This is a genomic window from Paenibacillus lycopersici, from assembly GCF_010119935.1.
GTDB classification, from domain to species: Bacteria; Bacillota; Bacilli; order Paenibacillales; family Paenibacillaceae; genus Paenibacillus_Z; species Paenibacillus_Z lycopersici.
The window spans coordinates 4,659,426-4,686,168 of record NZ_CP048209.1 but is presented as its reverse complement, the minus strand read 5'-3'; the positions used below and the strand labels follow the sequence as shown (position 1 = coordinate 4,686,168).

At 60.0% G+C, this 26,743-nt stretch carries 26 protein-coding genes; 17 read left to right on the top strand and 9 right to left on the bottom strand.

The window, feature by feature from the left end; translation table 11 throughout:
- The first annotated feature begins 50 nt into the window (after positions 1-50).
- Positions 51-455, top strand: coding sequence for an RrF2 family transcriptional regulator (locus tag GXP70_RS20755; RefSeq protein ID WP_162358598.1), 405 nt, complete (start codon positions 51-53; stop codon positions 453-455).
- Between the two features lie 100 nt (positions 456-555).
- Positions 556-1,665, top strand: coding sequence for an AbrB family transcriptional regulator (locus tag GXP70_RS20750; RefSeq protein WP_162358597.1), 1,110 nt, complete (start codon positions 556-558; stop codon positions 1,663-1,665).
- A 690-nt stretch (positions 1,666-2,355) separates the two neighbouring features.
- Here the strand turns inward: GXP70_RS20750 and GXP70_RS20745 are convergent.
- On the bottom strand, positions 2,356-2,619 hold the full coding sequence (locus GXP70_RS20745; RefSeq protein ID WP_162358596.1) for a hypothetical protein: 264 nt from the start codon (positions 2,617-2,619) through the stop codon (positions 2,356-2,358).
- A 111-nt stretch (positions 2,620-2,730) separates the two neighbouring features.
- Here GXP70_RS20745 and GXP70_RS20740 point away from each other — a divergent pair, with 111 nt between their 5' ends.
- The 5 genes from GXP70_RS20740 to GXP70_RS20720 all read left to right on the top strand — a co-directional run bounded on the left by GXP70_RS20740 (position 2,731) and on the right by GXP70_RS20720 (position 6,213).
- Entirely contained in the window at positions 2,731-3,294 is a 564-nt protein-coding gene (locus tag GXP70_RS20740; RefSeq protein WP_162360587.1) for a DNA-3-methyladenine glycosylase I, read from the top strand.
- Between the two features lie 63 nt (positions 3,295-3,357).
- Complete coding sequence (locus GXP70_RS20735) at positions 3,358-3,666, top strand: hypothetical protein (RefSeq protein WP_162358595.1); 309 nt, start codon at positions 3,358-3,360, stop codon at positions 3,664-3,666.
- 179 nt (positions 3,667-3,845) lie between these two features.
- The gene (locus tag GXP70_RS20730; protein WP_162358594.1) at positions 3,846-4,397 is read left to right on the top strand and encodes a hypothetical protein; all 552 of its coding nucleotides are present in this window, start codon (positions 3,846-3,848) and stop codon (positions 4,395-4,397) included.
- 42 nt (positions 4,398-4,439) lie between these two features.
- Positions 4,440-5,372: a phosphotransferase family protein gene (locus GXP70_RS20725; RefSeq protein ID WP_162358593.1), complete on the top strand. Its 933-nt coding sequence runs from the start codon at positions 4,440-4,442 to the stop codon at positions 5,370-5,372.
- A gap of 28 nt (positions 5,373-5,400) precedes the next feature.
- Positions 5,401-6,213: a Nif3-like dinuclear metal center hexameric protein gene (locus GXP70_RS20720; protein WP_162358592.1), complete on the top strand. Its 813-nt coding sequence runs from the start codon at positions 5,401-5,403 to the stop codon at positions 6,211-6,213.
- Positions 6,214-6,662: 449 nt separating this feature from the next.
- Here GXP70_RS20720 and GXP70_RS20715 read toward each other — a convergent pair whose 3' ends face one another.
- Positions 6,663-7,532, bottom strand: coding sequence for a LysR family transcriptional regulator (locus GXP70_RS20715; protein WP_162358591.1), 870 nt, complete (start codon positions 7,530-7,532; stop codon positions 6,663-6,665).
- 164 nt (positions 7,533-7,696) lie between these two features.
- On the opposite strand from GXP70_RS20715, the gene GXP70_RS20710 reads away from it, so the two are divergent.
- Complete coding sequence (locus tag GXP70_RS20710) at positions 7,697-8,209, top strand: GNAT family N-acetyltransferase (RefSeq protein WP_162358590.1); 513 nt, start codon at positions 7,697-7,699, stop codon at positions 8,207-8,209.
- An 80-nt stretch (positions 8,210-8,289) separates the two neighbouring features.
- Entirely contained in the window at positions 8,290-9,240 is a 951-nt protein-coding gene (locus tag GXP70_RS20705) for a methyltransferase domain-containing protein (RefSeq protein WP_162358589.1), read from the top strand.
- Between the two features lie 81 nt (positions 9,241-9,321).
- Here GXP70_RS20705 and GXP70_RS20700 read toward each other — a convergent pair whose 3' ends face one another.
- Both GXP70_RS20700 and GXP70_RS20695 read right to left on the bottom strand, forming a co-directional pair.
- Positions 9,322-9,789: a DinB family protein gene (locus GXP70_RS20700; protein ID WP_225442496.1), complete on the bottom strand. Its 468-nt coding sequence runs from the start codon at positions 9,787-9,789 to the stop codon at positions 9,322-9,324.
- A gap of 36 nt (positions 9,790-9,825) precedes the next feature.
- Positions 9,826-10,335: a HugZ family pyridoxamine 5'-phosphate oxidase gene (locus GXP70_RS20695; protein WP_162358587.1), complete on the bottom strand. Its 510-nt coding sequence runs from the start codon at positions 10,333-10,335 to the stop codon at positions 9,826-9,828.
- Between the two features lie 360 nt (positions 10,336-10,695).
- On the opposite strand from GXP70_RS20695, the gene GXP70_RS20690 reads away from it, so the two are divergent.
- Both GXP70_RS20690 and GXP70_RS20685 read left to right on the top strand, forming a co-directional pair.
- Entirely contained in the window at positions 10,696-11,343 is a 648-nt protein-coding gene (locus GXP70_RS20690) for a GNAT family N-acetyltransferase (RefSeq protein ID WP_225442495.1), read from the top strand.
- Between the two features lie 118 nt (positions 11,344-11,461).
- Entirely contained in the window at positions 11,462-11,878 is a 417-nt protein-coding gene (locus GXP70_RS20685; protein WP_162358586.1) for a VOC family protein, read from the top strand.
- Between the two features lie 104 nt (positions 11,879-11,982).
- Here GXP70_RS20685 and GXP70_RS20680 read toward each other — a convergent pair whose 3' ends face one another.
- Genes GXP70_RS20680 through GXP70_RS20670 form a run of 3 tightly spaced genes read right to left on the bottom strand, consistent with a single transcriptional unit; the run spans position 11,983 to position 15,324 of the window.
- Complete coding sequence (locus tag GXP70_RS20680) at positions 11,983-13,038, bottom strand: ABC transporter permease (RefSeq protein WP_225442494.1); 1,056 nt, start codon at positions 13,036-13,038, stop codon at positions 11,983-11,985.
- The gene (locus tag GXP70_RS20675) at positions 13,013-14,155 is read right to left on the bottom strand and encodes an ABC transporter ATP-binding protein (RefSeq protein ID WP_225442493.1); all 1,143 of its coding nucleotides are present in this window, start codon (positions 14,153-14,155) and stop codon (positions 13,013-13,015) included. The genes GXP70_RS20680 and GXP70_RS20675 overlap by 26 nt, the downstream gene beginning before the upstream one ends.
- 2 nt (positions 14,156-14,157) lie before the next feature.
- Entirely contained in the window at positions 14,158-15,324 is a 1,167-nt protein-coding gene (locus tag GXP70_RS20670) for a COG1470 family protein (RefSeq protein ID WP_162358584.1), read from the bottom strand.
- A 190-nt stretch (positions 15,325-15,514) separates the two neighbouring features.
- On the opposite strand from GXP70_RS20670, the gene GXP70_RS20665 reads away from it, so the two are divergent.
- The 4 genes from GXP70_RS20665 (at position 15,515) to GXP70_RS20650 (ending at position 22,122) form a co-directional block, all read left to right on the top strand.
- Positions 15,515-16,114 (top strand): RNA polymerase sigma factor, encoded by a 600-nt coding sequence (locus GXP70_RS20665; protein WP_162358583.1) that lies wholly within the window; start codon positions 15,515-15,517, stop codon positions 16,112-16,114.
- Positions 16,111-17,067 carry an anti-sigma factor domain-containing protein gene (locus tag GXP70_RS20660; RefSeq protein ID WP_162358582.1) on the top strand — a complete coding sequence of 319 codons (957 nt, stop codon included), beginning with the start codon at positions 16,111-16,113 and terminating at the stop codon, positions 17,065-17,067. Before GXP70_RS20665 ends, GXP70_RS20660 begins: the two co-directional genes overlap by 4 nt.
- A gap of 59 nt (positions 17,068-17,126) precedes the next feature.
- Positions 17,127-17,966: a phospholipase D-like domain-containing protein gene (locus GXP70_RS20655; RefSeq protein WP_162358581.1), complete on the top strand. Its 840-nt coding sequence runs from the start codon at positions 17,127-17,129 to the stop codon at positions 17,964-17,966.
- 1,006 nt (positions 17,967-18,972) lie between these two features.
- Positions 18,973-22,122 (top strand): PAS domain-containing protein, encoded by a 3,150-nt coding sequence (locus GXP70_RS20650; RefSeq protein WP_162358580.1) that lies wholly within the window; start codon positions 18,973-18,975, stop codon positions 22,120-22,122.
- A 129-nt stretch (positions 22,123-22,251) separates the two neighbouring features.
- Here GXP70_RS20650 and GXP70_RS20645 read toward each other — a convergent pair whose 3' ends face one another.
- Positions 22,252-22,938, bottom strand: coding sequence for a TetR/AcrR family transcriptional regulator (locus tag GXP70_RS20645; protein ID WP_162358579.1), 687 nt, complete (start codon positions 22,936-22,938; stop codon positions 22,252-22,254).
- A 191-nt stretch (positions 22,939-23,129) separates the two neighbouring features.
- On the opposite strand from GXP70_RS20645, the gene GXP70_RS20640 reads away from it, so the two are divergent.
- Positions 23,130-24,581, top strand: coding sequence for a DHA2 family efflux MFS transporter permease subunit (locus GXP70_RS20640; RefSeq protein ID WP_162358578.1), 1,452 nt, complete (start codon positions 23,130-23,132; stop codon positions 24,579-24,581).
- 289 nt (positions 24,582-24,870) lie between these two features.
- Here GXP70_RS20640 and GXP70_RS20635 read toward each other — a convergent pair whose 3' ends face one another.
- Positions 24,871-25,692 carry a helix-turn-helix domain-containing protein gene (locus tag GXP70_RS20635; RefSeq protein ID WP_162358577.1) on the bottom strand — a complete coding sequence of 274 codons (822 nt, stop codon included), beginning with the start codon at positions 25,690-25,692 and terminating at the stop codon, positions 24,871-24,873.
- Between the two features lie 161 nt (positions 25,693-25,853).
- On the opposite strand from GXP70_RS20635, the gene GXP70_RS20630 reads away from it, so the two are divergent.
- On the top strand, positions 25,854-26,663 hold the full coding sequence (locus GXP70_RS20630) for a phytanoyl-CoA dioxygenase family protein (protein ID WP_162358576.1): 810 nt from the start codon (positions 25,854-25,856) through the stop codon (positions 26,661-26,663).
- Positions 26,664-26,743 lie beyond the last annotated feature (80 nt).

Genomic DNA, 26,743 nt, shown 5'->3' with positions numbered 1-26,743 from the left:
GTGCTAGAATTTACACACTAAGAAACGCAGAGAGGCGAATGCGAGACAAGATGGCTCAGTTGAAACGGTTTGGCTTGGGGCTTCAAGCGCTCATCGTGCTGGCGACGAGCGAAGAGCAGCGTTCCAGCGCGGAAATCGCGGTGCAGGTGCAATGCGAGCCGACCGCGCTGCGCAAAATCATGGCACAGCTTGGCGACGCGGGCATCGTCGAAGTGCGGCAGGGCCGTTCGGGCGGCTATGAGCTGGCTCGTTCGCCGCAGGCCATCACCTTGTTCGAGGTGTATACGGCCTTGCACGAAGAACAGCCGCAATGGGATCGGATGCTGGATACGACGGGCGATCACGGCTTCGGCCAGCGGGTGAACGAGGCGTTCCAGACGATCATGTCCGATATTAATACGCAGGTCACGAAGGTGCTTGGCCATTACACCGTGGCGGATCTGATCAAGAGCTAAATTTTTTTGGGGTAAACTGTGCAATTATTTGCTCATATTAAACGTTTTCATAGAAAGCGGCATGATATGGCATTCTGATAGAGGAAGCGAGGAGATAGCTATGACTGCACGCAAGCCGCTTCGAGCCGGATCCGTTGCAAGAACCGTCGTCTTGTCGGTAATCGGCGGGTTGTTGTTCGACTGGATGAATATTCCGATTCCTTGGCTGCTCGGCCCGATGATCGCCGTGCTGATCGGCAATAACCTGGTCGCGGACCGTTTCGTCTGGCCGCAGGAGCTGCGCAATACGGCGCTCATCATCGTCGGGTACACGATCGGGCTGTCGCTCACGGCGGCGGCGTTGAAGGAAATGGCGCTGCAGCTGCCGTATATGCTGCTGATGGCGGTGCTGCTGCTGGCTTATTGCACGGGGATCGCCTACGTGATATCGAGGTTTTCCGGCACGGGATTTCGGACCGCGCTGCTCGGGAGCATTCCCGGCGGCTTGACGCAAGCGATTATTTTGGCGGAAGAGACGGAGGGCATCAACATTACGTCCGTCACGTTCACGCAGGTGACGCGGCTGATGATGATCGTCATCTGCGTGCCGCTCGTCGTGTTCAGCCCGATCCTGGGGCAGGTGAAGGACAGCGCGGCTTCGGCCGCTGCCGCTGCAGCCGGTACGCCGGCAAGCTGGGGCGGCCTGTTCCCGAATATCCTCCTGTTCGCCGTCGTCTCCATCGCCTGCGCCGTCGGCGGGGCCCGCATCAAGCTGCCGACCGCCTACATGCTCGGACCGGCCATCGGGACGGCGGCCTTGCAGCTGTGCGGCGTGCACGGTCCGGCGCTGCCCGGGACGCTCACGCAAATCGCGCAGCTGATGATCGGGGCGTACGTAGGGTTGATGCTGCAGCCGAGACAGCTGCCGAACAAGGTCCGCAATTTCACGCTGGCGATCGTCAGCGGCCTGCTGCTCATCGCCGGCGCGCTCGGCATGGCGTACCTGCTGACCCTGCTGCAGCCGGTGTCCGCATCGACGGGACTGCTCAGCCTCGCGCCGGGCGGCATGGATCAGATGGGCATCATCGCCCATGAAATTCATGCGGACCTGTCGATCGTCGCCGGGTATCAGATGTTCCGGATGTTCTTTATCTTCTTCCTCGTGCCGCCGCTGCTGCGGGTCGTGCTCCGCGCCCGGCCAGGCAGCGGGAAGCGCCGGGGAGCCGCTTAATTCCGCCGCGCGCAGGCTGCCGCCGAAGCGTTCGTCCGCCGGTACTGCGCGGCACGATTAGTGCCCGTCATGGGCAGCTGGCCGCCGGTCGACGGCAATCAGTGGACCGCCAGCCGACGACGGATCCCGTTATACCCGTTATATATGTTCAGCCAACAAGGGGCAGCTATGAGCTGCCCCTTCGGGCTGTCGAGAAAGCTCGACGCCGCTTATGATGCATGTACGGCAAGGGAAAGGAAAATGAAAAGGAAAAGGAAAAGGAAAAGGAAAAGGAAAAGGAATGGATTCCCCCGCCAAGACTAGCGGACACAGGTTCCGTTATTTTGACGAAATCGGGATTTTGGAGTGGCGCACGGACACAGGATCCGTTAAAGCCCTCGAATGAAATCGAAAACAGGCTAATCAGCCGATAGAACGGATTTCTTGTCCGCCGGCACACGCAAGCTCGTGATATAGAAGCGGATAACGGATCTCCTGTCCGCTTCCTTGCACCGATGGACGCTCCGTGAACCAGCCGTCTTGGAGCCGGCCAGGTTCGAAACGGTACCGGCAGCTCATGACACGCCGGCGAAGCGCCAACAGGATCCCATCGTGCTCCAGGGCGCGGTGCGCCGCGAGCCTGCTCGAAGCAGCGCATCGTTCGCAACAATCTGAAGGGGCAGCCATGAGCTGCCCCTTGCGGCTTGTCCGTCAGCGCTTGCGTTGCAGGAGCAAATATCCGCTGATGCCGGACGTTTTTTTGCGGAAGACGATCTTGAAGCCGATGTCGTTATCGAGCAGGCAGGCCAGGGCCGTCGCCAACAGCGTGCCGGGTCTTAAGCTGGCCGTGCAGGGCTGGGAGTTGCCGATGACGCGGGAGGAAACGATGCGGCGCGGGGATCCGGGATAGAGCGCGTTCCTCGACCACAGGATCAAGACCAAATCAGGCTGCAATACCGCTTTCGTGCGAGCCATAGTAATCACCTCACTATTGGTTTTGCTATAGTAGATGATAGAATGGTACAAAACGTGTCAACGATCAGATGGAGGTTAGCGGAAGCGATGAACAAACAGGAAGATGCCCGCATGCCCGCGCGCTGCGGCTGGGTCAATGAAGATCCGTTATACGTCGATTACCATGACCGCGAATGGGGCGTGCCCGTTCACGACGACCGGAAGCTGTTCGAGCTGCTTATCCTGGAAGGGGCGCAGGCCGGCTTGAGCTGGTATACGGTGCTGAAGAAACGCGAGAACTACCGGCAGGCGTTCGATCAGTTCGATCCGGTCAAAGTGGCGCGCTATGACGAAGCCAAGACGGCGGAGCTGATGAACGATCCCGGCATAATCCGCAACCGGCTGAAGATCCAATCGGCGATCGCGAACGCAAGATGCTTCTTGCAGGTATGCGAGCAATTCGGCAGCTTCGATGCGTATATCTGGCGTTTCGTCGGCGGCGAACCGATGGTGAACGACTGGACGGCCAGGAACGAGGTGCCGGCGACGACGCCGCAATCGGATGCGATGAGCAAGGATTTGAAGAAGCGCGGCTTCAAATTCGTCGGCTCGACGATTTGTTACGCGTACATGCAAGCCGCGGGAATGGTCAACGACCATGCGCGGGATTGCGACTGGCATCATGCCAAGCGCTAGCGGAGCTAATGGGCGTTACATGCTATAATGAAATCGAATCTGACAAGCTTGGGGGCATAACCAATGGCACGACGTTATCGCATCACGAGATCGCTTCAAGCGCCGGAAGAAGGCGCGAAACCGATTACGCTCGAAGAATGCAAGGCATATTTTCAGGACAAGCCTGATTTTACGTATACGAACGTGTTTACGGTGAAAGGCGAGACGACGATGTCGATCGAGGGCGATTTCTTCATGTGGCGATTCGGCGAGTCGCTGATCCCGTTCCGTCATTATGATGGCGATCTGTACGTATCGGGAACGAACGAAGCGGTTATTCCGGTCATGCTCGAGGCTGCCGGCGCGCTGAAAGCGGACGTAACGGAAGGCTGATTGCGGCCAGACGGCCGAAGGAATCGAAGAAGCGTGAGCAAGAACCGGCTGCAGCAGGATGTGCGGCCGGTTTTTGTCGTAGTCGAGTCGGCTCTTATTGCGCCGGGATGCTCGGATCGTACCTGTATGCCTGCAACATGTGCCTGCCGTATCCGTCTAATGTGCAGAGGGGGATTGAGATGAGACGATGGTTAACGATGGCCGTCGCGGCCGCGGCGCTGTTATCCGGCTGCGGGACGGCGAATCGCGAAGCTCCTGCCGCCGCGGATCATGACGTAGCGCCGACCGGCGTACTGGCGCACGAGATGCCTGCCGAAATGCCGGCCGATTTTGATTTTCGCGTGCGGTACGGTTACGGCATGAAGGATGAGATCGACACCTACGCGGACAAAGTCACCAAGGATTTGATCGTGAAAGGGACGGCCGCGGCCGACTTGAAATTATCCGATAGCGAAATGCAGGCGATCTATGCGAAAATGAAAACGGTTCATGCGATGCGGCTGACGGATCTGAATCCGGCCAATACGGGCTGCTCGCAGGTGCCTTACAATCAAGCCAGCTGGACGATCACGGCGGCGGGAGAGACGAGAACGCTGACATGGTCGGGCGAACACTGCGACATCGCGCCGGGCGCGAAGAAGCTGCTGGAGCTGCAAACGTACGTTTCGGCCATCGTACAGGCCACGGAAGCGTACCAAGCGCTGCCGGCGGCCGAAGGCGGTTACGATTAATCACGAAACAGTCATTCCTATCGAAAGTCAGGTGGATCTATGATGAGTGACGTTCATCCCATTCTTCCGCAAGCGCTGCAGTGGGCTTTGAAAGCCGTCGATCCCGCCGCCGAGGCGCTTCAGGCGAGACGGCTTCAGGGCGGCATCTCGTCGCTCGTCTATGAGTTGGCGCTGCAAGCGGACGGGGAGAAGCGAACGGTCGTGCTACGGCTGTTCAATGACGAGGAATGGCTCGGCCACCAGCCGGCGCTTGCCCGCCATGAAGCCGACGTGCTGCGGCTCGCCGTCCGCAATGAAGGCGTGGCGACGCCGCGAATCCTCGCGTTCGACGAGACGGGGAGCGAGAGCGGCATGCCCGCCGTGCTGATGTCGCGGCTTGAAGGCGCCGTCGAGCTGACGTCGCCCGATATCGGCTGTTGGCTGGACGGCATGGCATCGGCGCTTGCGGCCATCCACCGCGTCGAGCCCGGCGAGTTTCCTTGGCGCTATTACCGCTATTGCGACGCGTCGCAGCTGGACGCCTCCTCGTGGTCGCGGCATGCCGGCCGCTGGCAGGAGGCGGCGGCCATCGCGCTGGAGCCCGAGCCGTTCGCTCCGCAGCGGTTCATTCACCGCGACTATCATCCGACCAATATTTTGTGCGCGGAGGGGAAAGTGAGCGGCATCGTCGATTGGGTGAACGGCTGCGTCGGCCCGGCGGGCATCGACGTTGGCCATTGCCGCGTCAATCTGGCTCAGCTGCACGGCCTGCAGGCGGCCGATGACTTCCTGGACGCGTATTGTCGTCATGCGGGCGATGCCTATGCCTACGATCCGTATTGGGACATTGTCTCGCTGATCGATTATGCGTTCTGGGAGCCGGAAGTGTACGGCGGCTGGACGGATCTTGGCGTCACCGGGCTGACGAATGCGATCGTTCGCGAACGGCTTGACGACTATTTGCTGAGCCTGCTGGAACGGGCGGCTCGGCGCTAGCGGATTAATGAAGGAGGAGAACGAATCCATGTCTCAAACCAAGCAGCCTATTACAGTACAAACGGTGATCGACCGTCTGATCAGCCCGGCGGGGGAGCCGAAGGCGAACACCGTCGATACGTTGAAGAGCGGTAATCCGAACGCCGAAGTCAGCACAATCGCCGTCATGTTCATGACGACGTACGCGGGGATCAAGCAGGCCGTTGAAGCCGGGGCGGATTTGATCATCACGCATGAGCCGACGTTCTACAATCATATGGATGATCCAAGCTCGCTTGCCGGCGATCCGGTGTACGAGCGGAAGCGGGCATTGATCGAGGAATCCGGCATCGCCATCTTCCGGCTGCACGATTACGTGCATGAATACAAGCCGGACGGCATCCTGCTCGGCATGCTGAAGCAGTTGGAATGGGAGTCCTATGCGGACGAGCGGGATATGCATGTGTTGAACGTTCCGGAAGGCGAGCGGCAAACCGTCGGTTCCATCATGAATCATTTGAAGAGCAAGCTCGGCATCGACAGCGTGCTGGCTGCCGGCGGGCTCGACCTGCCTGTGTCTCGTTTCGCGCTGAGCCCCGGGGCGCCCGGCTTCGGGAAGCATGTGAATTTCATCCGCAATTACGACGCGGATCTGTTGATCGCGGGCGAGACGAACGAGTGGGAAACGAACGAGTACGTCCGGGACGCCATCGACATGGGCTTCGCGAAGGCGCTGCTCGTCATCGGCCATCAGAAGAGCGAGGAGTCCGGTATGCTGACCGTGACGGAGCAGCTGCGCGAGGCGTTCCCAGGCATCGAAGTGACGTTCGTCGACAGCGAGACGGCAATGAGACGGGTTTGAGCTTAAAGCGCTTGCGCGTGATGTGAAGAGGCAGCGAGCGGTTGGTTGAGGAACCGTCGCGAGCGCGGCGATGTCGCGAGCTTTGGTTAGTCGGGGCTATTCGGCAGCATAGCGCCGGAATTGTGGATGTAGTGCACCCCGTGCACTACATTGGCGGACAAGCGGCGGGATAGGCGGACAAGCGCTGGAAATTCAGATCGAGCAGTCGCCGAGATATTGGACTGTAATTTAGCATTCGGCCGCATCTGACTACGTAGCTTCATTTCACTGCCATTTATAGCGATTAGCTTCATATGTCTGCAGTTTATAGCATTCTGCTGCATCGCTTCATGCATGTGACTGCATTGAGCTGGCTGCTCATAGCTGCAGCAAGCTGCGCTTGGCGGCAGCCTGCGGCGCTCGATCGACTGCCTGGCTGCGCACCGCACCGCCGTATCGCACCATACATTTCAATCGCTCAACGCGTTCTCGATACCGAGCAGCCGCAGCCCGAGCTGAACGGCGGCCACGTCGCGCCGCTCCGTCAGATAGAGCGCATAAGCCGTCAGAGCGGGCGGCTCGAACGCGGCGCGGAGTCGAACGAGACGGCCGTCGTCCAAATACGGCCGGGCGATCGATCGCGGCATGAAGCCGAAACCTGCGCCTTGCAGCAGCATCGTCAGCATGATGGACGAATGGTCGGTCTGCAGGGCGGGGATGAAGCCGGGCCCGGCGATCGATTGGAACCAATCGGGAAAAGGCTGGCCCCACTCGATATGGCAGTACGCCTGCGAATAGAAATCGCGAGCGGTTACCGGTGCCGTCCGGTCGCGCGCGGAGACGAGCAGCAGCTCGTCCTCGAACAGCGGGATGCGCGTCACTTTGGCCTGTTCGGGCGGATCGAAGCGGATGGCCACGTGCACGACGCCGTCCAGCAGCAAGTCGCGGATGATATAGTCGGGGTCGATGTAACTGAGAAACTTGACGGCGACCTTCGGATGGGACTCCCGGAAACGAAAAATCCGCTGCAGGTACGCATAATGCCAGACGGAGCCCGGTGCACTCAGCACGATCCGATGTTCGAATTCGTCCGACAGCGTCACTTTGCTTTCTTCGTGCAGGCGGAGCATTCGTTCCGCGAACGGAAGGTAGGCGGCACCTGCCGACGTGAGACTGACATTGCGGTTGTCGCGCAGGAACAGCGTCTTGCCGACGTCCAGCTCCAGCGCTTTGATGCGGGCCGTGACCGCAGATTGCGAGATGTGCAGATGATCGGAAGCTTTGGTGAAATTGAGCGTTTTGCTGACCGCGATGAAAGCTTCCAATTGTGCCGAGTCCATTTACTCCCATGCCTCCAGTCATTTGATTTATGAATCATTATAATCTTTTTTATTCGTTATACAAATCATTCGCTATCCGGTAGGATGTCTCTAGAGGCGAGTAAGCGGCGCCAGCTCGGCCTAACGAAGCCAGCATACAAGACAGGAAGCGAGGAGGGCTTAAAATGATCGGCCAAACGATTCGAATCGAACGGCTGCACGCCATCGGGAACGATCGGGACGCATTGGCGGAGCTGCTTGCCGCGGTGGTCGACGACGGTGCATCGGTCGGCTTTCTTCCGCCGATGCGGCGGGAAGAAGCAGGCCGTTATTGGGATGGCGTGCTGCCGGATCCGGACGTGCTGCTATACATCGCCCGGATCGGCGGCGAGCTTGCGGGCAGCGTGCAGGTGCAGCTGTGCGCGAAGCCGAACGGCCTGCACCGGGCGGAAATCGCGAAGCTCATGACACATCCGCGATTTCGGCGGCGCGGAGTAGCGAGGGCGCTCATGCGGACGGCGGAGGCCGCGGCGGCAGAGGAAGGACGCAGCCTGCTCGTGCTGGACACGCGGGAAGGCGATCCGTCGAATTCGCTCTACGAAGCGTTGGGCTATGCGCGCGCGGGCCGTATTCCGAATTACGCCCGGTCGGCGGACGGCGGGCTGGATGCAACGATCTTGTACTTCAAGTACCGTTAAGCAATCGCGCGTCATAACGCGGCCTGCCGGACTCATACATTAGGTGCATGGGGAAAATCGGACCGTAAGGAGGTCGCAGCATGCAGCGAGTGGATTTGGGCTGCGGGGTGAACAAGCACCGCGATTGCATCGGGGTCGACATCTCGGCGTCCGTCAATCCCGATATTGTGCATGATTTGAACGACAAGCTGCCGCTGGAGGACGACGCGGTATCGTTCCTGCTCGCGAGCAGGAGCCTGGAATACGCCTCGGATCTTCACGGCGTCATGCGCGAAATTTACCGGGTGTGCAAGCATAAGGCCATCGTATGCATCGTCGCGCCGCATGCCCAGGCGGCGATTCATATCGCCAATCCTTCGATCCGCAGCTCCTTCAATGAATATACGCCGTATTATTTGACGCCGAAGAAGTATCATCAAGAAATCGTGGCGGCGGCGCAGTTTTCGCCGGAATTCATTCCCCGGGAGCCGATCGAAGTCGATTTTCGGCTGCTGCGCATGGAGTTCTTTTATTTTCCGCTCTATTTGTCGCCGTTGTATGAACCGAGCGAGCGAATGAGCTTGATGGAAGTGCAGATGAACATGGTGGATGAGATCCTCTATCATTTCGTTGTCGTCAAGCAGCCGATTACGAAGGAAGAATGCAGGCGATTGGCGGCAGGGCGGCTGGAGGAGCCGGAGCGGATCAAGGAGCGCCGTCTGCATGACGGCATGCTGACGAGGCAATCGGCCGGGAACGTGATCGAATCGGCGCCGGACGCGCAGGACGATGCCGAAGAGAAGACGGCTGCGGAAGCGGACGAAGCGGCGAGGAACAAGCGGAAAGGAACGGCGGGGGGATCCAGGGCGAAGACCAGGCCGGCCGCCAAGCAGGACGGGAAAGCGAAGCCCGATGCGAAGCCGGAGCCGAGGGCAAGAGCGAAGCCTGCCGCGTCGAAAGCGAACAAAACGATGCAGATCAAGATGGTCGAGCCGAAGCCGGAACTCGTTCGTCTGCCTTCCCGCCTAGTATTTATGTACTCGGAAGATTGAACTGCAGCACGGCCCCGCAGCCGGCATCATGCCGGATACGGGGCCGTATTCGTTCGCCGCGCGGACGGCCGCGCAACTCCGCTAGGACTGAACGGTTCTCGTATTCTTCTGAATGAGCGAAATCTGTCCGGCATGAATGCCGGTATGATACATCAGGCGCCCGACCGCCTCGAGCGGCGTCGTCGCGGGACCGCCCATCGGCGATTCCACGGGCACGGTCCACGCTTCTTCCGGCAGGTCGCGCATGGCGCTGCGCAGATGCTCGTTCGAATCGCCGAGCAGCTTCAGCAGGGCGCCGAGGTCGGAGTAGTCGCCTTGCCGTCCGCCGGGCCCGGCATTGGTCGACAGCTTCAAATGCTCCGGCATCGGCCTGCCGAAATACCATTCCGTGAACATGTACTCGACTTCGGCGTTGTGCTGCAGCATATACCCGATCGAGGCGGGGCCGATCTTCAGCGCGAGGTCTTCTGCGGGCAGCTGCGAGGCGGTTTTGAAGAAACGGGATTGAATGGCGCTCCAGATCGGCAGGACGGAATCATAATGGCTCATAGTCATGCTCCTTTATTAGTTGGATAATTCGGACGTTCAGGCTTTCGCCGTCTGGCCGTGGCCGTCGCGGTTGACGTGGTTGAATTCGTCGCCGGAGAGATCGATATCGTAAGCCTGGCCGAAACCGGCGACATAGCGCCCCGCCCGCGGCGTAAGCTCGAACAGGGAGAAATCGAGTCCGCGCAGCATGGTGATCATGTTGGCCCCGAATTTGCCGCCGAACAGGTCGAACACATCGTCAAACCCGTCATTGCCGGCGTTCACGGCTTCGCAGACGAAGCGGGCGCGCGTGCGGGCGAATAAATTCGCGGTCTGCGTTTCGTCCTCGATCAGCATGACATCGACGAACGGATTGTTTTCCAGATGGCGGAAATGGTTGGCGATGCGGCTGATATAGATATAAAACTTGCCGTCTCTCTTCACGAACGGGGCATAAGAGATGAAAGGGTTCCCGTTCTCGTCCACGGTGCTGAGCATGAGCGTTTTGACGCTGTCGGCAAAGGCGAGATATTGCGTTCTCATCGTTTCTTTATCGATTGGTTTCAAGCGGGATCCACCCTTCAAAAAGGTATTATTGATAATGATTTTCATTTGCAGTATATCAGCATTGAGAATGGTTATCAATATAATTTTATGGCGGTTTTTTCTAAGGCGAATGAAGTCATAGCCTGCAAAATACAGCATTAGACGAGGAAAATAAAGTCATCGTCCGGTTATCGGGCATGAAGCTGCGCGAGGAAATGGAGGACAGACAACATGGATGCGTGAAGCATGTTGCCGAGATTCGCTTGAAGTGCGGCGCGCATGGTCAAACAACCGTCCAAGGGCTTATACTTGGCTTCATACCGCGATCGCGCGATCGGGTCGCATTACGCGATAGAGCTGGGTCGCAATACGAGATAGAGAATGGAAAGAAGGATGACGATGAACGCGAACGAGAAGCGGCATGCGGAGCGGTACGATGCTTTCGCTGGGCTTGAAATCCGCCGGCTTGGCGGCGAATATGCGGACGATGCGCACCGGCTGATGCTCGATGTCGTGTCGCGGCTGCCGGACAGCGCCTTGTTCGCGACGGACGACGGGGGTTATTTCACCGAGCTGTTGGCACGCGGCGGCGAGCTGTACGGGGCTTTCGGCAACGGGAAGCTGGCAGCTTATTCGACGCTTGCCTATCCAGGCCCGGGGGACGGCAATCTGGGCCGGGAATTCGGCGTGCCGGAAGAAGAGCTGGACCGCGTCTGGATGCTCGATGCCACGATCGTACACGAATCCGCGAGGGGACGCGGGCTGCAGCGCTTCTTCCATGAATTGCGCGAGCGGCGCGCAAGGGAGCTCGGCGCGCGCTGCTTGTATTCGACCGTTCATCCCGCCAATGACGCCAGCCGGCGTAATTTGGAGGCGGCCGGATTCGTTCGGCAATTCACGCGGCCGATGTACGGAGGCCTGATGCGTCATTGTTACGCGAAACGGCTGAGCGGACGGGATGAGCGGCATGCGAACCCGTCCCGGCCGGCAGACGTTCATGCGGGCGAGCCGGACGGACAAGGCGTATAAGCTGCAGCGACGGGCATAGAATGTCCCGCATTCCGCCTCGAAACGGCCAACGACCCCGCCCTGGCGCAATTTGACATGGTTTGGCGAATCCTCTATGCTGACGAAGAGGTGATCGATCGTGAGCATTCAAGCGAATAAAATATTCATTAATTTGCCGGTCAAAGACATTAAAAAATCCGTGACGTTCTTCAACGAGGTCGGTTTCGGCTTCAACGCCCAATTTACCGACGAGAACGCGGCTTGCATGGTGATCAGCGAGCATATCTACGTCATGCTGCTATCCGAGGCGTATTTCCAGACCTTCACCAAGAAATCCGTTGCCGACGCAGCCGCAAGCACGGAAGTGATTTTGGCGATTTCCGCATCGAGCAGAGAGAGCGTGGACGAAATCGTCTACAAGGCGCTTTCCTCGGGCGGTTCGATATCGAACGATCCGCAGGACCATGGCTTCATGTACGCCTGGAGCTTCCAGGACGTGGACGGCCATTTGTGGGAAGTCATCTACATGGACGAGAGCGCCGTTGCCCAGGGCTAATGCCGCAATCGCGACCGCATATGCAAAATAACGACAAAGCCATTGCCGCCGGGAAGCATTCCGGCGGCAATGGCTTTGTTTGCTTGCGAGCAGGGCCCGGGAGCTTAGGCCCGGGAACGGATCTCCTGCCGCATGAACAGCAAGTACGACAGGCCGAAGCAGAGGATCGTCGCCGCCAGCAGACCGACGAGCTGCGGCCAGCAGAGCAGCAGGCTCTGGGCAAGCGGGAGCGGGCTGGCAATCGCGCCGACGACCTGTTCCGTCGTCAGCGGGCCGAGCGAACGGATGCCCGGCGTCAGCATCGTGCTCGTCGTCTCCGTGAATAAATAGGAAGGCGACAGCCGGTTGAGCAGCAGCATCATGTTCGCGTGGCGGAGCAGAATGCCGAGCGCCGACGTTTCGGGCGGACTCGTCGCCTTGTCGACGATCCCCATGATCATGCCGTAGAACACCGAGAAGAAAATCCACAGCGCGATGCCCGACAGGGCGGAAGTCGCAGCCTGCCGGAATCGGATGGACAGCAGCATCGACAGGTTCAGCCAGAAGCCGACGTAGATGACCCCGATCACGAGGAACAGCACGACCCGCAGCACTTCTTCCGGCGTCGGCGGATAGCCGATCGTGAACAATCCGAGCCCCATGACGAGGAAGCCGAGGGCGAACAGGACGACCGCGATCAGCAGCAGCGAGGCGGTGAATTTGGCGCGGATGAAGTCGTCCCGGTAGATCGGCTGGGACAGCAGCCGGCTTAGCGTGCCTTTGCCGCGTTCCGAATTGATGGCGTCGAAGCCGAGCGCGATGCCCATCAGCGGCCCGAGGAAGGAGACGAAGGTAGCGAACGTCGGCAGCGTTCCGTCGGAGGCGGTGAACATTTGCAGGAACAGGAAGGACGTATCCGTATCCTGCGTCTTCACGCCGTCCTTCAGCGCCGTGATCGCCGCATAAATCGAGCCGATGCAGGCGAGCGTAATGATTCCGATCAGAATGCCGAAGCGCCAGCTCCGCATATGATCGCCGAATTCTTTCTGTACGATGACCCAGAACGGGGAAGCCGTCCTTGGCTCCAGGGCATCCGTTTCGCCCGCGGCAGGGTGGAATCGGCCCCATAGCCGGGACAGCCTGCCCAGGAACCCGTCACGTCGTGCCGTGGTTTCGATCAACGGTCCCGCCTCCTTCGAAATACCGGTGGTAGATGTCGTCCAGGCCGTACTGCTTGCGCTGCACCGCATGCAGGTCGGCGCCGTTCTCGATGACCGCCTTCGCGGCTTCCGTCGTCAGATCGCGCGAGCAGCGGAGCGTGACGCGTACCGCGCCGTATTGCGCTGTCGCGCCGGCGGCTTCGGAAGCGCCGCCTGCCGACGCGTATCCCGCAATCTCGGCATTCGCCGCTGCGCCGTCACCTGCCGCCGCTTCACCGCCGCCGTCCGGCAGCTCGTAACGGGGGCCGTTGTACGCGAGCACGCCTTCCAGCCCGGCGAGCGTCTCCCCGAGAGCCGCGTTCCAGCCGGACACTTCGAGCTCGACCGTGACGGAGCGGTCGTCGTCAAGCTGCCGCGCCAGCGAACCGACATCGCCGGAAGCAATCAACTCGCCGCGGACGAACAAGCCGACGCGGTCGCAAATTTGCTGCACTTGATGCAGATGGTGGGAAGACAGGAGCACCGTCAGCCCTTCCAGGCGGCTCAGGTCGCGGATCAGCTGCAGCAGCTCGCGCACGCCTTCGGGGTCGATGCCGAGCGTCGGCTCGTCGAGGATGATCACCTCCGGCCGTTTGATCAGCACGTCGGCGATGCCGAGGCGCTGCCGCATGCCGCGCGAGAACGCGCCGACCTTCTTCTCCAGCGCATCCGACAGGCCGACGCGCTCCAGCAGCTCGAGCGCCAGCTTCCGGGCCGGCGTCGGCGCGATCCGGTTCAACCGGGCGGTGAAGAGCAAATTGTCCAGCGCCGTCCGATCCTCGTAGAAGCCGACGTCGTCCGGCATATAGCCGACGCGCCGCTTTACCTGCAGCGGCTGCCGGGTCGGATCGAGTCCGCACACCCGTGCGCGGCCGCTCGTCGGCTCGGTCAAGCCGAGCATCATCAGGATCGTCGTCGTCTTGCCGGCGCCGTTCGGTCCGAGCAGGCCGAAAATCTCGCCTTTGGCAATGGTCAGGTTCAGCCCGTTGACGGCAGTCTGGCCGTCGTATCGTTTCGTCAGCCAGCTCAGCTCGATGATCGGCATGGCGTCAGCCTGCGCCGCCGACATGCCTTCCGTTTGCGCTTCTGATCGCGCCATCGTTACCGCCTCCCGTACTTGCGGAACAAGTAATAGATGCCCGCCGCCACGGCGATGATGATGAGAATGCCGACCCAGCCCCAGAGCACCGAGGTTTTGACGGCGACGCGGAGCTGGGCGTCGGCGCTCTTCTCGGGCGCGGCCGCGGTCACGTTCACGACATAATCGCCGGCCAACGCTTTCTTATCGGCTTTGATCGTTGCCTGCACATGCGCTTCCTGGCCCGGGGCGATGCTGTCCAGCGTCGCCGGCTCGAAGGTCGCTTCCCAGCCGGACGGCGTTTCGGCTGACAGCGAGACGCCCTTCAGCTCCGAAGACCCCGAATTCGTCACGACCATATCGAGATGGCGGGTCGACCCTGCCGTGACGTCGGTGCTCAGGACGTCGTTCGACGTGCCGAGTTTCAGATCGTAGGTGCCGGTTACGACGGCTTCCACGGTTGTGTTCGCGGAAGTGGAGTTGTTGCCCGCGGTGATCGGGATTTTGTACGTGCCCGCTTTGACCGTTTCAGGCGGCTTGACGGCAATGCTGATCGTCTTCTCGCCGTTCGGATCGACTTCGACGGACGTCACGCTGTTGCCGCCGTCGGTGAACGTCGCGTCCCAACCGGGCTCGGCTTGCGCCGCAAGCGCGTAGGTCTGCTTCTCCGCCGTGCGGTTGCGCAGCGTCGCGCTGAAGGTGAAGGTCGAATCGGAATGCCCCTCCATATTGGCCTGATCCGTCGTCAGCTCCGTCCGGAACGTGCCCTGCTCGGATACGTCCACGGCCAGCGGCAGCGATACGCCGCCTGCGTTCACCTGGAAGGCGTACGTGCCTTTATTCACTTCGAGCGGCACGTCCAGCTGCAGGTTGACCGTCTGCGTCTCGCCGGCCTTGACGGCAAGCCGGGTCACCGTCCGGCCGCCGGCGGTCAATTGCTCGTTCCACTGGTTGCCTTTGGCGTCGAATCCGATGTTCACCGTCTCCGTCGAGCTGCCGTGATTGATGACGTCGATGGCGTACGAGATGGAGTCGCCCGGCGGCGCGGACAGCTCCAAATACGGCGTGTACAGCTCTACCGCGCCTGCGGCGGCGGCTGTGCCTGAATGGAACCCTAGCGTCGTTGCTCCCAGAATGAAACTGATGGCGAGGAGCCAAGAGAAGCTCCTTTTGCGGCATGCACGAAGCATGCGATCCCCTCCTTGATCGGTCGATTTGGCCGCCGTATCGACGGCAGCTTTCATAGTCGGTACGAACGAGGGAGCGAATTGGATGTGTGCCGCCGCAAAAATTTTTTTGTTTTCGCGGCCGGCGATTTTTGATACAACGAAAGTAGAGCAAAAGACGCGGAGGGCGATAGAGAGGGAAGGAGGAACAGCGATGGGGGAGTCCGGCGACAACAGGTCCGGCGATCTGCTGCGCGAGATGCGGGAAGGTTCCGTGGAAGCGTTCGACGCTTTCTACGCCCGCTACTCGCCGTTAATATTCGGCATCGCGCTGCGCATGCTGGGCGATCGGATGGAAGCGGAAGACGCCTGCCACGACATCTTCCTGGAGGCGCTGCGCAGAGGCGGGCGTTACGACCCGCAGCGCGGCTCCGTGGATGCCTGGCTGGCGATCATGACCCGCAGCCGTTGTCTCGACCGGCTCCGGCGCGGCAAGAAGCTGGTTCATCGGGAGGCATGGGAGGCGGATGCGATTCCAGGCACGGAGGATGCCGCCGAAGACAAGGTGCTCACGCGGCTGCAGCGGGAAGATATCCGCGACGCGATCCGGGCATTGCCCGCCAATCAGCTGCAAGCGGTCGTCAGCAGCTACTATGGGGCGAAGACGCACAGCGAGATGGCGTCCGCCTGGAACGTGCCGCTCGGCACCGTGAAATCATGGGTGCGATACGGATTGAACAACATCCGCAAGCAGCTGGAGAAGCGCGGCTGGCAAGCCGACGAGAACGACGGCACGAAGGAGGTGCGCAAATGAACGAACGGCAAGATTGCGAGCCGGAAGCATGCGTCAAGCATTACGCGGAAGAGGATTGGATCGATTGGCTGCTCGGCGGCAAGCCGGCGGCCGAACGCGATGCGATGCTGCGCCATCTTGCGCACTGCGCCCGGTGCCTGGCGACGCGGCAGACATGGGAGCCGCTGCTTGCCGGGGACATGAATGCGGCGGCGCAGCATACGGCGCCGGAGCGGCTTCGCGCGGAGGCTGTGCAGCCGCAATCGGGCGAGCCATGGCCGGGCAGTGCCTCGGCAGCGGGCGGCCTCGCGGCGCGAGACCCGCAATCGGGCGAGCCATGGCCGGGCAGTGCCCCGGCAGCGGGCGGCCTCGCGGCGCGGGATCCGCAGCCGGAGCCGCCGATTCTGTCCGCGGCGCTCTACCGCCGGCTGCGGCTGCGCTTCCAGCTGCGTTCCGCCGGCCTGCGCGTCCGCCGCGCCCTGCACGCGCAGCGGCGCGTCGGTATCGTCGCGGCAGCGGCCGCGATGCTGCTCGTGGTGTGCGCGACGGGGCTGTACCGCTCGTCGCAGAACCAGGAGGAGCAGCGCAAAGTATCCGCCGCCACCCTTGAGCCGACGGCCGCGACGTTCCTGCTGGACCCGCAGACGGCGGGCTATAAAGTGCATCCCGAGCTCGAAGAGCTGGGCGACGGGTATATTTGGTTCAACAACATGTCCGGCGAAGTGTACGTCATGCTGGAGGGGCTGCTGCCGAGCGTCGGCCATGACGTTCAAGTATGGGCCGTTGACGAGACGAAGCACGAGCATGTCAATCTGGGGCTGCTTCACCGCGATCAGGCGAGCCGTGCGCATTTGTACGTGAAGCAGAGCTTGCTGCTCCAAGCGCATCATCTTGCGCTGACGGTGGAGCCGTCCGGCGGAAGCCGCAATCCGACCGAGCCCGAGGTACTCGTCTTCAAGCTGCAGCGCGGTTGATCCTGCTTCGTTTCATGGTACACTAGGAGGAAAACCGCAAGCAGGAGGCAAGCAGCATCATGAAACGCATACCATTCGTACTCGCGGCCGTATTGTCCATCTTCGTAGCCGGCTGCTCCATTTACGCTTCGCCGACGGCATCGGCGCCGGAAGCGGAAGGCATCTCGGCAGAGTGGGCATTCACGCAGGCAGGCCAGAAGCCGGACCGGCTGCTGATCGGCGTAATCGACGGCGCTTCGTCTACGCTGGACATCGCGATATACAGCCTGACGAAGCCGGACATCGTCGACGCCATCAAGCGCGCGAAGAAGCGCGGCGTCGAGGTCCGCATCATTACGGACCGGATCCAATCCGGGGGCAAGAGTCAGCAGGAGGCGCTGAAGCTGCTCGGCAGCGCGGGCATTCCGATGAAACGGAACACCCACAGCGGCCTGATGCATCTCAAAATGACGATCGCCGACGGGAAGACGGCGACGACGGGATCGTTCAATTACTCGAAGTCCGCCAGCACCGATAACGACGAAGTGCTGATGGTCCTGAGGAACGAGGACGTCGCCCGATCGTTCGAGCGCCAATTCCAGGCGATGTGGGAAGATACGTCGGGATTCACGGCCATATCGCCGAAGATCGCGGACGGCTCGGCAGACGAAGACGCTGGGGCCGAATCCGCTCCCGATGCAGCTTCCGAAACCGATGCCGATACAAATAACGCTACGAATTCCGATATCAACGCCGATACCAATGCCGAGGCAGGGACGTCCGCGTCAGTAGGAAGCGGAACTGCCTTCCGCAGCTGCGCCGAAGCGAAAGCGGCCGGCAAGACGCCGCTTCGCAAGGGAGACCCCGGATACAGCGCGAAGCTGGACGGCGACAAGGACGGCATCGCCTGCGAGAAATGACGGCCGGAGCTGACGGTTCGTAGTCGTTGCTGCAACACGGGAACGAATCAAACCGGTGCAAACGGGTGTCAGGCTGTTGGGAAAGCTCGACGCCGCATCTCGGCGAATCCGCGCACCGCCCCGGCGAATTCGTGCCGCCCGGCGAACCGCGCCGCCCGGCGAATCCGCGCCGCCCGGCGAACCACGCCGCTCGGCGAATCCGCGCCGCCCGGCGAACCGCGCCACCCGGCGAACCGCGCCGCCCGGCGAATCCGCGCCGCCCCGGAAAAGCCGCCGTCGCCCGGCGAATCCGCCGCCTGTATTGAAAGGAAAAGTACCCCTCCCCAATACTTCTACACCTCGCGCGGCTCCCCTCGTGAGGTGTGACGCCGTATGACGGCTGTCAACCCCGCACCCCTGGCGGACAGAGGTTCCGTTATTTTGGCGAAATCGGGCTTTTTAGGGCAGCGCGCGGACACAGGATCCGTTAATGTCCCCGAATGACATCGGAAACAAGCTAATCAGCCGATATAACGGATCTCCTGTCCGCCAGCACACGACAAAACGTCATAAAGAAGCGAATAACGGATCTCCTGTCCGCTTCCTGGGCTTCCTGGGCTTCCTGGGCTTCCTAAGCTCCCTTGGCTTCCTTGCATCAACGGACGCACCGTGAACCAGCCGACATGAAGCCGGCCGGTTCGAAACGGTGCCAGCAGTCCGTGCCGCGCCGGCGAAACGGCAGCAGGATCTGCTCGCGTTCCAGGGTGCGGTTTGCCACGAGTCTGCTCGAAGCAACCTATAAGTTTCTCAACAAGCCCAAACCCGTGCGAACGGGTTTTTTTCTCATTTCATGCGGCTCATGCGGCAAAAAATCATGCGACAAAAAACGACAAATAGTTGAAAAACCGGAAGGGATTTATTCATTTATCGTCGAATGGTACACTCAGGAAATCCGATTCATTTTCTATCAGCAAGGGAGTGACCGACAATGATTGCGAAGATGCATCGATTCAGGAGAAAATCGACGTTGAACGGAAGGCTGCGCGCACTCGTGCTCGTGTTCGTGCTGATCGTCGGATTCGCATGCACGGCGATCTTCTCGGTCGTGGAGACCATGCATCAGAAGCGCGACATCTACCGCCAACTGGATCAAACGATTCAACTGCAGCGGCAGTTTATCGATAAATGGCTGGACTCGAGAATGTCGGATATTCGGATCATCGCCGACGACGCCGCGGCGAACAAGGGAGATCTGAAGCATCTGGAGCAGTTGATCGGGATCATCACGAGCCAGCACAGCGAATTTCGTTCCATCAGCTTCATCCATCCGGACGGTATGAGCTTGACGGGCATCAATGCCCGGGACCGGTCGTATTTCAAACTAGCGATGGAAGGCAAGGCGTCGATCTCGGACGTGATTCGGTCGCGCATGGACGGCAAGCAGATCATTGTTTTCGCAGCTCCGGTCATTGGCGGCGCGGGCAGCAGCATCGGCGTCATTCTGGGGACGGTCGAGCTGACCACGATCGAGCAGCTGATGAGGCAGTTCACGTACGGCGAGCGCGGGCAGACGTATATCGTCGACCGGCAAGGCACGCTGATTACGGGCGAAGGCAGCGGCGGCGAACAGCCGGTCAAGATCCGGCCGGCGCTGATGGACCAGGCGCTGAACGGCGTCAAATCCAAGCGGGCGTATGACGATTACCGGGGCATTCCGGTCTACGGCGTCTATAACTGGGCGAAAAACGGCAGCTGGCTCATCGTCGGAGAGGCGGCGAGGCAGGACGTATTGGCTTCGCTGTATACCGAAATCACGTATGCGGGACTGATCATTCTGCTCTCGATGGTTCTTGCGGCGCTCGTCATGCTCCGCGTCTCGAAGCGGATCGCGGCGCCGGTCAATCATCTGCTGCGCGGCGTCCGCAAGGTGAAGGAGGGCGGGTACGATTACCGGATCCACCCGGCGGTGCTGGATTCGACGACGATGGAGTTCCAGCAGCTCGGGGCCGCGTTCAATGCCATGTCGGATACGATCGAGGAACGCACGGAGGCGCTCCGGACGGAACGCAATTTCGCCTCGTCGATCGTCGATACGGCGCAGTCGCTCATCGTCGTGCTGGACAAGGAGGGGCGGATCTTGCGGTTCAACCGCAGCTGCGAGCAAGCGACCGGCTACAGCTTCGACGAGGTGCGGAACGCGTCGCTGTTCGAGAAGCTCGTTCCCGAAGACGAGCATGCCGCGCTGCAGTCGTTTTTCCAATGTTTGCTGACGACGGGCAGCGGCACCGTTTACGAGAATCACTGGCGGACGCGCACGGGCGAGACGCGGCTGATCGCATGGTCCAACACGATCGTGCGGGAGCCGCGAGGCGACATCATGCGGATCATCGGCATCGGCACCGATATTACGGAACAGCGCAAGGTCGAACGGGAGCTTCGGGAGAGCGAGGAGCGCTTCAGGCTGATCGTCGGTTCCATGGAAGAAATCGTGGCGACGTTCGATTCCGAACTGATTTTGACGGGCATCTACGGGCGGACGATGGACGACTACGCCGTTCATAACGGCGCACCGCTGCGGGGCATGACGTTGCACGAGCTGATGCAGCCCGAGGACGCGAGCCTGCATGAAGATGCCCAGCGGCTGGCGCTGCGGGAGAAGACGACCGTGATCGACTGGAGCATGTACATGCCGGATGGCGCGGAGCGCAGCTATCAGACCTCTTACTCGGCTTTCCGCGACAATGCGGGCGACATTAAAGGCGTTATCTCCGTCAGCCGCGAAATCACCCAGCTTAAGGAAGCCGAGGCGGCTTATCGCGAGACGCAGGAACGGATGAACGGCATTTTGGAAAGCATCACGGATGCGTTCATCGCGCTCAACACCGACTGGACGTTCGCCTACGTCAACAGCGAGGCGAAACGCAAGCTGAGCCGGCGCCATGCGGAAATAATGGGCAGGCATCTGCTGGAGGTGCTGCCGGAAATCAGGGAAACGGCGATTTACGAGCACTGCCGGCTGGCGATGGAGGAGCAGCTCCCGTATTCGGTGGAAGGGTATATGCCGTTCCTTGATGCCTGGTACGAGGTTCATATCTATCCGTCGAGGGACGGTCTCTCGATCTACTTCCAGGACGTATCGGTTCGCAAGGAATTGGAGCAGACGGCTGCCGAAAGCCAAATGCGGCTTGCCACGATCATCGAGACGGTTCCGTCCGGCATCATCGTCGTCGGCAAAGACGGGCGGATCGCGATGGCGAACCGGATGGCCGAAACGATTTTCGGCATGGACAAAGAAACGATCGTGAGCCGCAAGTACGATGACCGTATCTGGGAACTGTACGATATGGACGGCCGCTTCCTGCCGGTCGAGGCGTTCCCGGTATCGATCGCAAGGCGGACGGGCCTGGCGGTAACGAACGTCGAGTACATGTACAAGCGGCCGGACGGGGAGCGCGCGATCATTTCGTGCAATTGCTCGCCGCTGTTCGATGCCGAGGGGAACTTGAACAGCGTGCTCGTCGCGCTGTCGGACATCACGGGCCGGGTCGCGATTCAGTCGGCGCTTCAAGCGGCGAACGAGGAGCTGCAGAAGCTGTCCGCGCTGGACGGGCTGACGGGGATATTCAACCGGCGCTATTTCAACGAGCAGCTGCGCGCGGAATGGAGCAGGCATGCGCTTCAGCAGGAGACGCTGTCGCTCATCCTGCTGGACATCGACTGCTTCAAAGCCTACAACGACGCGTACGGGCATCTCGGCGGGGATACGTGCCTGAAGACGACGGCCGCGCTGATCCGCTCCTCACTTCATGCGCCGAACCGGTTCGTGGCGCGGTACGGCGGCGAGGAGTTTGCCGTCGTGCTGCCGGGGACGTCGCTAGAGGAAGCGGCAGCCCTCGCGGAGTCGCTGCGGAGGCGAATCGAACGCAAGGAAATCGAACACGCGAATTCCAAAGTAAGCCGCTTCGTGACGATCAGCCTGGGCGTGGCATCCGTCGTGCCTGCGCCCGGAAGCGACGAAGAATCGCTGGTGTCGGCCGCCGACGAATGCTTGTACGAGGCGAAACGGAAGCGCAACCGGGTCGTCGTGCAATCGGAGCATGAACATGCCGCGCACGCGGGAACAAGAGGGATTCCAGGCGAAGACGGCGGAGACGGATTAGCGGGGATATTAACGTAATAGCAACAGGACTGCATCGATCCGCCGGCCGCGCCGGGAACAGGCTCCTAACGAACAAGGTCCGCAGCGAAGCGCAAAGCGCCGCTGCGGACCTTGTTGCATGTCGATCTAAACGGATGGCAATCAAGCTCAATACACGCCGTAGGTGACTTTGCGCACGAGCTGCTCGATGCGCTCCGCCATGTCCGAATCGTCGATCTGGTCGTAAACGTCCGGCTTGAACAGCTGACGCTTGCGGATGTCGTAATAATCGGAAATCGCCGTGCGCAGGGTCAGATTATGCTTCATCAAATAGTGCGGATCGAGCAAATTGCGGAACATCAGCTCATCCTGAATGATGAGCAGCGTCGCATTGGAGTCATTCAAGTAGCCTTCCTCGATGCCTTTCTCGAAGAAGCGGCGCAGCCGCTCGTTCCGCTCGCTGATCGCGACGTCGATCGACGCCATCATTTGCGGATACACCTCGCGCAGATCGCCGAAGAATGCCTCCGTGCCATAATTGGCGATCAGCAGCGTTTGGGCGAAGGAGGATCTGATCCCTCTCATATAAGCGTCGGGACTGCCCGATTCGAACTGGCATTCGGCCCCGATGACGTACTTGATGATCAGCTTGGTCAAGTAGTCGATGATCTCATCTCGTGACTGGAAATATTTGTACAAGGTCGCTTTGGACAAATCCATCGTCTTGGCGATGTCGTCCATGCGGAAGCTTTGGAAGCCGTTCGATTTCACGGGATGAAGGAGCTTAGCCACGTACTTGTTCTTGATGGATTCGTCCGTATACCGGCAGTTTTGCGTTTCGTTGGTCGTTTCCATACGCGCTCACACTCTCTTTCTATACCTACCAGTATACACATATCGGAGCTCGAAATAAACCAACTGGCCGAATTAAACCGAAATGGTTAAAATGAGTTTACTTTATCCAGATGATGAGGTATGATCATTTTACAAAATGGCGGACGCAAAGCAGAGAGCCATTATTTCAATGCGAGGGAGAGAACTTCTGTATGAGCAATGCGACAGTAGCGAACATCCGCTTCTGGCCGATCATGACCGCTATTTTCTTCGGTGCGTTTCTGAGCATTCTCGGCATCAGCACGATCAACGTAGCGCTGACGATCTTCATGCAAGACTTTGACGCCAGCTTGAGCACGGTGCAGTGGACGCTGACCGGCTTCATGCTGTCGCTCGGGACGATCGCCCCTTTGACGGGTTATCTGGGCAGCAAATTCGGGTTCAAGAACGTCTATTTATTTGCGATGATCGGCTTCGTCGGTCTCTCGGTGCTGTGCGGATTTTCGTGGAATATCGGTTCGCTGATTACGTTTCGGATTTTGCAAGGCTTGTTCACGGGGCTGATTCTTCCGGCCACGATGACGATTATTTTCCAAGTGATTCCGCGGGAGAAGCAGCCCTTCGCCGTCAGTATCTGGGGCTTGTCCGCGATGCTTGCGCCGGCGTTCGGCCCGACGATCAGCGGCTGGCTGATCGAGAAGCTTAGCTGGCATTGGCTGTTCTTCATTAACGTGCCGATCGGCATTATCGCGATTATCTTCATTATGATCATGATTCCAAGCTACCGCATCGGTCAGCCTTCGCCGCTCGATAAGCTCGGCTTGCTAACCGTTATGGTGAGCAGCGCATCGCTGCTTGTCGCGCTCAGCCAAGGACGTCAATGGGGCTGGGAATCCGGCAGAACGCTGGGCTTGTTCGCCGTCGGTCTGGTGTCCCTGGCAGCGTTCATCCTGCTGGAGCTGCGCTCCAAGGACCCGCTCCTGAACCTTCGCGTATTCGGCAACTTCCGGTTCTCCATCACGCTCGTCGCCAATACGATCATTACGATCAGCTTGTACTCCGGCACGCTGCTCGTGCCGCTGTTCCTGCAGAACGTACAGCAGACGAGCGCGATGGACACCGGCCTTATCCTGCTGCCGTCCTCGCTTGTCATGGCGCTGGCCATGCCGATCGCCGGCAAGCTCTATCCGAAGGTCGGCGCGAAATGGATGACCATCGCCGGCCTTGCGCTTATCATCTACGGCAGCTACGAGATGACGCAGCTGCACAGCGACAGCACGCATTTCTATATCATCCTGTGGATGGCCGTCCGCAATCTCGGCGTATCGCTTGCCGCGGCCGCGACGAGCACGGCGGGCATGGAAGAGATCGGACCGACGATGGTCGGCCATGCGTCGTCCGTGACGAACTGGGTGCGGAACGTCGGCGGCTCGTTCGCGATCGCGCTGTTCACGTCCCTGCTGGCGTCCCATACGCTGACGCATGCGACGGACTTGACGCAGAGCGGCAAGGAGAGCGCGAAGCTCATTCCGCTCCTGTCCTTCACGATGAGCGTCAACGACGTGTTCCTGATCGCGACGTTCATCGCGGTGGCCTCCATTCCGTTCACGCTGTTGATCCGCAAGAAGGTCAAGGCCGTGCAGACAGGTGCCGTAGCCGCATAATAGGCAAGACGAAGGGCGCATGCTCCCGGGCTTTCCGGGAACATGCGCTCTTCGCGTTATGTCGGCAGGTGGGATCATTCGGAATGGCGGTTCAGATTGGTTCAGACCGGTGCGGTCCGGTGCTATCTGGAGAAGCCTGGAGATGTCTGATGTAGTCTGGAGAAGTCTGGTGAACGGTGAAGTCTGGATGAAATCTGATGAAATCTGATGAAGTCTGATGAAGTCTGATGAAGTCTGATGAGCTCTGATGAAGTCTGGTGCAGGCTGGTGTACTCCGGCGCAGAACGGATTAATCCGGGTTCGCCGCCCCTCGCCGCTTGTACTGCCGCGGATTGACGCCGAACCGCTTGCGGAACTGGTTGGCGAAATGGTTGTAGTTCTCGAAGCCGACGTCCGCCGCTACTTCGGTCGCCGATCGTCCGGCATGCTCCAGCAGCACCGCAGCCTGCCGGATGCGCATGTCGTTCAAGGAATCGATGATGCTCATGCCCGTCGATTCCTTGTACAGATGGGAAAGCCTGGACGGCGATAAGCCGACCTCCCGCGCCAATTCCTCGATCAGGACGGGCTCGCGCATGCGGGAGGAGAGCAGATGCCGCACCTCCTCGATCCGCGGATCGAGCGGCCTGGAATGTCGCTGCGCCAGCAGGAGGATCACCTCGCGCAGCGTGTTCTCGCACAGCTCGCTCCAATACGTTCCCCGTTCGAAGGCATCGGAGGCGAGCCGCTTGAACGCCCGCCCGATGCGCCGGCGCGCCGATGCGTTGTCCACGGCGTGAATGAGCAGCTTCTGGACGGGGAGCAGGTTCGTTTCCGAGATCCGCGACGTAAAATGCGCCCAGACGAAATGCCAATGGCCGCCCTGACGCGTACCGTATTGATGGGGGACGCCGGGCTGCATGACGGTGACGTCGCCTGCCTGACAGAATCGTTCTTCTCCGTCGATCAGGAAATACCCGCTTCCGTCAAGGGTATACGTAATAAGCCAATCGCTCATGCCGTACGGGCGCTTGGTGAAGTAAACGTCATCCTCATTGAAATGCCCGACAATGACGGCGGAAGCGCCTTGTTCCTCAATGACCGAGGGCAGCTGTTTCCCGCTTGCGCTCATGCTGTCTGCACGCTCCTTCATGTTCCGATGATATGCTCATTATAGCAGGATCGTAGTAGTTTTCAGCATGATTCTTACTTCTTCTGCCTCGCGTTCGCAGCTACAATGGAAACATAGGAAATCTAATTAATTCACTTCGTGTCTTCATAGGGGGAAGGATAATGGCACATGTTTTACGCGCGATAACGGAAGAACAGAAACGGCAGTTCGATACGGAAGGGTACTTGGTGATCAAAGGGTTGTTCTCGGCAGACAATCTGACGGAGATCGAGCAGACGTTCGAAACGATGAGCCATGAACGGATTCCCGGCTATTTCGAGCCGGATTTGAAAGGCGATTCCGCCGATCCGCTGCAGCGTTATCCGCGGGTCATGCACCCGCACCGGTTCAACGAGACAGCGAAGCGGTTCATGCTGCATCCGCCGGTGTTGGAGGTGTTGGCCGATCTGTACGGCGAAGAAGCGTACGCGGCGCAGAGCATGTTCTACTACAAGCCGCCGGGTTCCAGAGGGCAGGCGCTTCATCAAGACAATTTCTACCTGAAAGTGGAGCCGGGCAACTGCATCGCGGCCTGGACGGCGGTCGATCCGGCGCATGAGGAGAACGGCGGGCTGCTCATCGTACCGAAGACGCATGCGCATGAAATTTCCTGTCCGGACGAAGCCGATACCAAGGAATCGTTCACGACGCATTACGTCAAGCCGCCGAAGGACGGCGTCGTCATGCCGGTCATCATGGACAAAGGCGACGTGCTCTTCTTCAACGGCAACCTGATTCACGGCTCATACCGGAACAAGTCGAAGGACCAGTTCCGCCGCGCGTTCATTTGCCACTACGCGAACTCGTCGGCCGCTACGATCAATGTCCACTATAATCCGCTGTTCAAGGCGGACGGCACGGAAATCAGGCTGGCGGACAATCCCGACGGCGGACCATGCGGCATTGAAATGGGCGAGTTTACGTATCATTAGAATGACAGGCAGGCGCGCCATGGATAACATGGCGGCTGAAAGCCGCAGCCGCTCCATGGGCTGCGGCTTTCGCTTGTGCC

Excerpts from the sequence above, each read along its gene's own strand:
- GXP70_RS20755 (WP_162358598.1), top strand. The coding sequence starts at position 51 with ATGGCTCAGTTGAAACGGTTTGGCTTGGGGCTTCAAGCGCTCATCGTG.
- GXP70_RS20750 (WP_162358597.1), top strand. The coding sequence starts at position 556 with ATGACTGCACGCAAGCCGCTTCGAGCCGGATCCGTTGCAAGAACCGTC.
- GXP70_RS20745 (WP_162358596.1), bottom strand. The coding sequence starts at position 2,619 with ATGGCTCGCACGAAAGCGGTATTGCAGCCTGATTTGGTCTTGATCCTG.
- GXP70_RS20740 (WP_162360587.1), top strand. The coding sequence starts at position 2,731 with ATGCCCGCGCGCTGCGGCTGGGTCAATGAAGATCCGTTATACGTCGAT.
- GXP70_RS20735 (WP_162358595.1), top strand. The coding sequence starts at position 3,358 with ATGGCACGACGTTATCGCATCACGAGATCGCTTCAAGCGCCGGAAGAA.
- GXP70_RS20730 (WP_162358594.1), top strand. The coding sequence starts at position 3,846 with ATGAGACGATGGTTAACGATGGCCGTCGCGGCCGCGGCGCTGTTATCC.
- GXP70_RS20725 (WP_162358593.1), top strand. The coding sequence starts at position 4,440 with ATGAGTGACGTTCATCCCATTCTTCCGCAAGCGCTGCAGTGGGCTTTG.
- GXP70_RS20720 (WP_162358592.1), top strand. The coding sequence starts at position 5,401 with ATGTCTCAAACCAAGCAGCCTATTACAGTACAAACGGTGATCGACCGT.
- GXP70_RS20715 (WP_162358591.1), bottom strand. The coding sequence starts at position 7,532 with ATGGACTCGGCACAATTGGAAGCTTTCATCGCGGTCAGCAAAACGCTC.
- GXP70_RS20710 (WP_162358590.1), top strand. The coding sequence starts at position 7,697 with ATGATCGGCCAAACGATTCGAATCGAACGGCTGCACGCCATCGGGAAC.
- GXP70_RS20705 (WP_162358589.1), top strand. The coding sequence starts at position 8,290 with ATGCAGCGAGTGGATTTGGGCTGCGGGGTGAACAAGCACCGCGATTGC.
- GXP70_RS20700 (WP_225442496.1), bottom strand. The coding sequence starts at position 9,789 with ATGAGCCATTATGATTCCGTCCTGCCGATCTGGAGCGCCATTCAATCC.
- GXP70_RS20690 (WP_225442495.1), top strand. The coding sequence starts at position 10,696 with ATGGAAAGAAGGATGACGATGAACGCGAACGAGAAGCGGCATGCGGAG.
- GXP70_RS20675 (WP_225442493.1), bottom strand. The coding sequence starts at position 14,155 with ATGGCGCGATCAGAAGCGCAAACGGAAGGCATGTCGGCGGCGCAGGCT.
- GXP70_RS20670 (WP_162358584.1), bottom strand. The coding sequence starts at position 15,324 with ATGCTTCGTGCATGCCGCAAAAGGAGCTTCTCTTGGCTCCTCGCCATC.
- GXP70_RS20665 (WP_162358583.1), top strand. The coding sequence starts at position 15,515 with ATGGGGGAGTCCGGCGACAACAGGTCCGGCGATCTGCTGCGCGAGATG.
- GXP70_RS20660 (WP_162358582.1), top strand. The coding sequence starts at position 16,111 with ATGAACGAACGGCAAGATTGCGAGCCGGAAGCATGCGTCAAGCATTAC.
- GXP70_RS20655 (WP_162358581.1), top strand. The coding sequence starts at position 17,127 with ATGAAACGCATACCATTCGTACTCGCGGCCGTATTGTCCATCTTCGTA.
- GXP70_RS20645 (WP_162358579.1), bottom strand. The coding sequence starts at position 22,938 with ATGGAAACGACCAACGAAACGCAAAACTGCCGGTATACGGACGAATCC.
- GXP70_RS20640 (WP_162358578.1), top strand. The coding sequence starts at position 23,130 with ATGAGCAATGCGACAGTAGCGAACATCCGCTTCTGGCCGATCATGACC.
- GXP70_RS20635 (WP_162358577.1), bottom strand. The coding sequence starts at position 25,692 with ATGAGCGCAAGCGGGAAACAGCTGCCCTCGGTCATTGAGGAACAAGGC.
- GXP70_RS20630 (WP_162358576.1), top strand. The coding sequence starts at position 25,854 with ATGGCACATGTTTTACGCGCGATAACGGAAGAACAGAAACGGCAGTTC.